8 protein-coding genes are annotated in these 4014 nt (G+C 43.1%); 3 read left to right on the top strand and 5 right to left on the bottom strand.

The features are described from left to right. On the top strand, positions 1 to 209 hold a 209-nt coding region (locus tag F6J99_RS42790; RefSeq protein WP_293122956.1), incomplete at its 5' end, for a hypothetical protein. Positions 210 to 416: 207 nt separating this feature from the next. Here F6J99_RS42790 and F6J99_RS42785 read toward each other — a convergent pair. From F6J99_RS42785 to F6J99_RS42775, 3 genes are all read right to left on the bottom strand, one after another. Beyond that, positions 417 to 581, bottom strand: a complete 165-nt coding sequence (locus tag F6J99_RS42785) for a type II toxin-antitoxin system prevent-host-death family antitoxin (protein ID WP_293122953.1) — start codon at positions 579 to 581, stop codon at positions 417 to 419. Positions 582 to 711: 130 nt separating this feature from the next. Next, positions 712 to 879, bottom strand: coding sequence for a hypothetical protein (locus F6J99_RS42780; protein ID WP_293122950.1), 168 nt, complete (start codon positions 877 to 879; stop codon positions 712 to 714). A gap of 113 nt (positions 880 to 992) precedes the next feature. Beyond that, positions 993 to 1322, bottom strand: a complete 330-nt coding sequence (locus tag F6J99_RS42775) for a hypothetical protein (protein WP_293122947.1) — start codon at positions 1320 to 1322, stop codon at positions 993 to 995. 164 nt (positions 1323 to 1486) lie between these two features. Here F6J99_RS42775 and F6J99_RS42770 point away from each other — a divergent pair, with 164 nt between their 5' ends. After that, positions 1487 to 1825, top strand: a complete 339-nt coding sequence (locus F6J99_RS42770; RefSeq protein WP_293122959.1) for a type II toxin-antitoxin system RelE/ParE family toxin — start codon at positions 1487 to 1489, stop codon at positions 1823 to 1825. Positions 1826 to 1873: 48 nt separating this feature from the next. Further along, on the top strand, positions 1874 to 2197 hold the full coding sequence (locus F6J99_RS42765; RefSeq protein WP_293122944.1) for a DNA-binding transcriptional regulator: 324 nt from the start codon (positions 1874 to 1876) through the stop codon (positions 2195 to 2197). Positions 2198 to 3049: 852 nt separating this feature from the next. Here the strand turns inward: F6J99_RS42765 and F6J99_RS42760 are convergent. Together F6J99_RS42760 and F6J99_RS42755 are read right to left on the bottom strand one after the other, a co-directional pair. Beyond that, positions 3050 to 3430 carry a clan AA aspartic protease gene (locus F6J99_RS42760; RefSeq protein WP_293122941.1) on the bottom strand — a complete coding sequence of 127 codons (381 nt, stop codon included), beginning with the start codon at positions 3428 to 3430 and terminating at the stop codon, positions 3050 to 3052. Beyond that, positions 3427 to 3699 carry a hypothetical protein gene (locus F6J99_RS42755; protein ID WP_287255939.1) on the bottom strand — a complete coding sequence of 91 codons (273 nt, stop codon included), beginning with the start codon at positions 3697 to 3699 and terminating at the stop codon, positions 3427 to 3429. The genes F6J99_RS42760 and F6J99_RS42755 overlap by 4 nt, the downstream gene beginning before the upstream one ends. Positions 3700 to 4014 lie beyond the last annotated feature (315 nt).

The raw sequence follows: 4014 nt of genomic DNA, 5'->3' as shown, positions 1-4014 counted from the left end.
AGAAGGGATGCTGCGTGGTGCACCAGCCCCATCCTCCAGAAATTTATGAGTTAATTGAGGTGAGGGACTCTAAAGTTCAAGCTCACTGGCGGCAGATATCTTTCGGTTACGAACTAAGCGATCGCCAGTTTGTCCAGTGCAGCATCAGAAAGGTTACGCAAAAGCCCGTGATTGTTGGGTTTCGTGCCTCAACATTATCCCCCCTTTGAGTCAACCTGGTGAATTGAGGTCCTCGTCAACCAGTAAATTAACTCTTTTTAATAGCCTTTTATCATTCTCTTGTAGCCATTTATAGTCAGACCAAGATGCTTCGGTAAAAGTGATTTTCATTCATCAATTAATTGTTTAATTGACTTTTTGCCTGATTTAGCTTGTTCAATTGATTCTAAGAGATGTTCGGCATTGGCAGGGTTGGACTATAAATATAGTGTTTCTCGCCAAGAGTTAAATTCATCTAAAGACATTAAAACAGCTTGTTTTCCTTGATCATTACATAAAATCGTTGGTTCTACATCAAGAATGACCCGCTCGATTAGTTCATCTAATTTGTGTTTGGCTTGATTACTCGTAATTGCTTTCATTTTTAGCCAGTCAGAGTTACATACACTATGACGGTAACATAAATTAACAAGTTTTTATCGTAACTTACAATATCAGATAAAATCAACGGGTAACAAGCGTGAAAATCGAGGGTTTAGGGTGGTGCGTTCCTCATAATCCATCGGGTGAAGCAGCAGATGTTGATTCAAGGATCGCACCCGACAAGGTCGATCGCACTATCTCCTCCATCGTGCCAGCATGTTTTTGGTTAAATTCACCTATTTCTCGATTAACCTCATTTTTCGCAACTTGATCCTCTGGTGAATTTTTATCCCTCACCGCTTGATCTATCGTCTCTTCCGCTGTAGCATTCTCTTCTTTATCCTCTGTAGTAGAGCTATCGGTACTAGCAGCATTTTCGGCGGATTTAGAAACTTCAAATAGCTTTTATCTTAGGGCATAGGCATATCGAAAAAATCATGAATTTGCTCTGGTGGGAGTTGTTTCGCGTCTGCTATTTTTTTGTTAATATCCTTTATCTCAGCATCCAGTTCATCTTTGGTCATATTAAACAAATGACCACCAATCGGAAAACCTGCTTCACTTACCGCTAAGGCATCATAATGCTGGCTATAAGATTCTTTGAAGTTATTGAGTAAGGTTTGATAATCAGCGCCAGAGGCATTGGTATCTGAGTCATCTTTAGTCTCACCATCAGCAGAATCCCTGTCACCCTTGGTATTGGTTAAATGCTCCATTAAGGCATAGGTATCCTTGAGCATTTTTTTTTGTATTGTCTGAAGGGACTTTTACCGCTTTTTCCATCGCCTGAGCGAGTTGATCAACTTGTTGATTCTTCTCACTCTCGGTCATGGTAATCAGCGATGCTCCTTTGGAGCCGCTAAAAGCGAACGCACTTAAAGTATCATGCAATGTATGATATTATATAAAATGTAAGAGGTTATATTGCGGATTTTCATGCGTTGCATGGTTTCAACGCTTCTCCCGTAGAGAAAGAATGACAGATGCCATGTTGCTCGGAGCTGTGATGCGGGCAGAGCAAGGCTTAATCGATGCTGATCTCGGTGGAGGTGTCATCAAGCAGCGCATTGCCCGTGAGAGCCAGGGTAAGTCTGGAGGGTATCGCTCGATCATCCTATTTCGTCGCGGTGATAAGGCGTTTTTCATATATGGGTTTGCCAAAAGTGAGCGCGATAATATCTCCAATGATGAGCTAGCAGACTTTAAGAAAGCGGCTAAAGAGTACAAGGCTGCTGTCAGATGAACAGATTCAGCAATTGATAGATATTAAGGCACTAGGGGAAGTTAAGCAATGAGCGAATCACTACAGTACAAATCAGAGGCTTTTGCTGCCATCCATGAGTCCATGGAAGCTTTGCATCAAATTGGTGCCATTACTAAGCAGACGATGGATGAGTTTGATCAAACCTGTCTTACTCCTTTTGAATCCCTATCTCCACAAGATATCCGTGCTTTGCGGGAGCGGGAAAATGCTTCAATAGCAGTCTTCGCTCGTTACCTCAATGTTTCACACAATCAGGTTTCCGACTGGGAAAGTGGTGTTAAAAAACCTGGGGGAGCTGCGCTACGCCTGTTGACCCTCGTGAAGAAAAAAGGGCTACAAGCGATCGCATAGGAATGGCTCTTACTATCACAAGTGGACTTTTCCTTGTCACCAGTGCGTCCGCTCCTTCAATAACTTACAAATTTAGAAGATGATTCATTGTTACCGGAAATATTTTCTCATATTAACACAAAGGTGGTGCGTTACATTTCACCTTGAAGCACCCTACAAGAGCGCTTAATTTAAGGCGTTGCTGATTTTGGGTATGGTTTCGCCCCCCTAGCCCCCCAATTCTGGGGGGAACAAGACTTTCTTGCGTCCCCCAAAGTTGGGCAGGGCTGTTTCATTGTAAATTTTTCGGTTCCCTGAACCTCCCGAGCGGCAACGGTTTTGCCCCTGTTTTTCTATTATTAAACACCAATAGTATAAAAACACGGTGATTTGCTTACCATCAGGGGCTTTCAGCCCCTAAAACATGAATTTTATGGTCGAGAATGAAACAGCCCTGCCAAAGTTGGGGGATTTAGGGGGCAAGACCCATACCAGATGATCGCGCATTCATTCCTTGATTCAGCAACGCCTAATTTAAAGCTGTACGAGCGATCGCACTCACCACCTCAATTCAATCGTAGGTTGGGGTGACGTGAGGAAACCCAACAACATAAGACCGCCACACCAATTAAATTGTAGTTTCTATTTTGTAGCGAGCAGATACCCGGCTCTTGGGTCGAAGACGTTGTGTTGAGGGGAATTATGTTGGGTAACATTCAACAAGCCAACCTACAAAGCGCGATGCTCCAAAAGAGCCGCTAAAAGCGATTGACCGTAGGTCACGCGGGGCGCGTTCGCACTATGTGTTGGGTTACCCTAGGGGAAGCAAGCCTACGTTCCAAGGGCCCAACCTACATGCTGCTATCGCTCAAATTATGAAATAGAGGGTGAAATTTTTTCTAGCGAAACCAAACCATTGTCTTCAAAATCTATCTCCAGATGATATCCTCTCATCAAAGCTGTTCCAAGTAAAGGTTTATAACCAGAAGCTAAAATAGGGACTACTTTTTCGATATTGTCCCAAACAATTGTGGCTAAATGTATAGATAATAAAGCTTCCCTACCATCGGCTAATCTTGCCGGTGTGCTAGAATATAATGGAAGATTCATTACACTGACTGCTTGTGGTGGTAGGGTAAGATGATCGTTGAACCCAGTGTCGATAATAAAATCTAGAGAAAAATCTGGTTGTGTAGGTAAACGAAAAGTTACTGGTACTATAGCTAACCCATCAATCAATCTGCCGTAAATCATGGTACAGTTCGCTCAATTGCACCACCAAAGCTGACCGCAACGTCATAACCAATCCGCATAGTAAACAATCTGGCGTTTGGTTTCTTTTGCTTGAACCTTAATGCTGTTTCCACACCAGTTTGATCTATTCCGTATTCACCAGTTTCAGCATCAATCACAATCATTTTGCCAATATTATCGCCATATTCAACTTGTTGGCGAATGCCATTTTCGTACAGTTGTTTGGCTCTTTGGGCGACTTCTTCTATACTCCAAAAAATAGCTTGCATGATAATCACACCTACTTTTTGCTTCTTAGTTATTGTAACCGAATAATTGCTCATGAACCTTCTGATCCTAACGGATGCTCTTAGTATAGCGTTTCTAGGACTCATGAGGTACACATTATTTTTTCCCTCTTCCCTCACTTCCCCTCCTGGGAGGGGTTAGGGGTGGGTTCCTCTTCCCTCTTCCCTCACTTCCCCTCCTGGGAGGGGTTAGGGGTGGGTTCCTCTTCCCTCTTCCCTCTTCCCTGCTCCCTGCTCCCTGCTCCCTGCTCCCTAAAAACCATAAATTTGTACCTCACAAGTCGTAGAATTGCTATA

Origin of the sequence: Moorena sp. SIO4G3 (assembly GCF_010692305.1) — a bacterium.
Classification (GTDB): domain Bacteria; phylum Cyanobacteriota; class Cyanobacteriia; order Cyanobacteriales; family Coleofasciculaceae; genus Moorena; species Moorena producens_A.
The sequence above is the reverse complement of the archived record's forward strand: the minus strand, read 5'-3'. Positions and strand labels throughout refer to the sequence as shown.

Coding starts and splice junctions, on each gene's coding strand:
- F6J99_RS42785 (WP_293122953.1), bottom strand. CDS start 581: ATGAAAGCAATTACGAGTAATCAAGCCAAACACAAATTAGATGAACTA.
- F6J99_RS42755 (WP_287255939.1), bottom strand. CDS start 3,699: ATGCAAGCTATTTTTTGGAGTATAGAAGAAGTCGCCCAAAGAGCCAAA.
- F6J99_RS42775 (WP_293122947.1), bottom strand. CDS start 1,322: ATGCTCAAGGATACCTATGCCTTAATGGAGCATTTAACCAATACCAAG.
- F6J99_RS42760 (WP_293122941.1), bottom strand. CDS start 3,430: ATGATTTACGGCAGATTGATTGATGGGTTAGCTATAGTACCAGTAACT.
- F6J99_RS42765 (WP_293122944.1), top strand. CDS start 1,874: ATGAGCGAATCACTACAGTACAAATCAGAGGCTTTTGCTGCCATCCAT.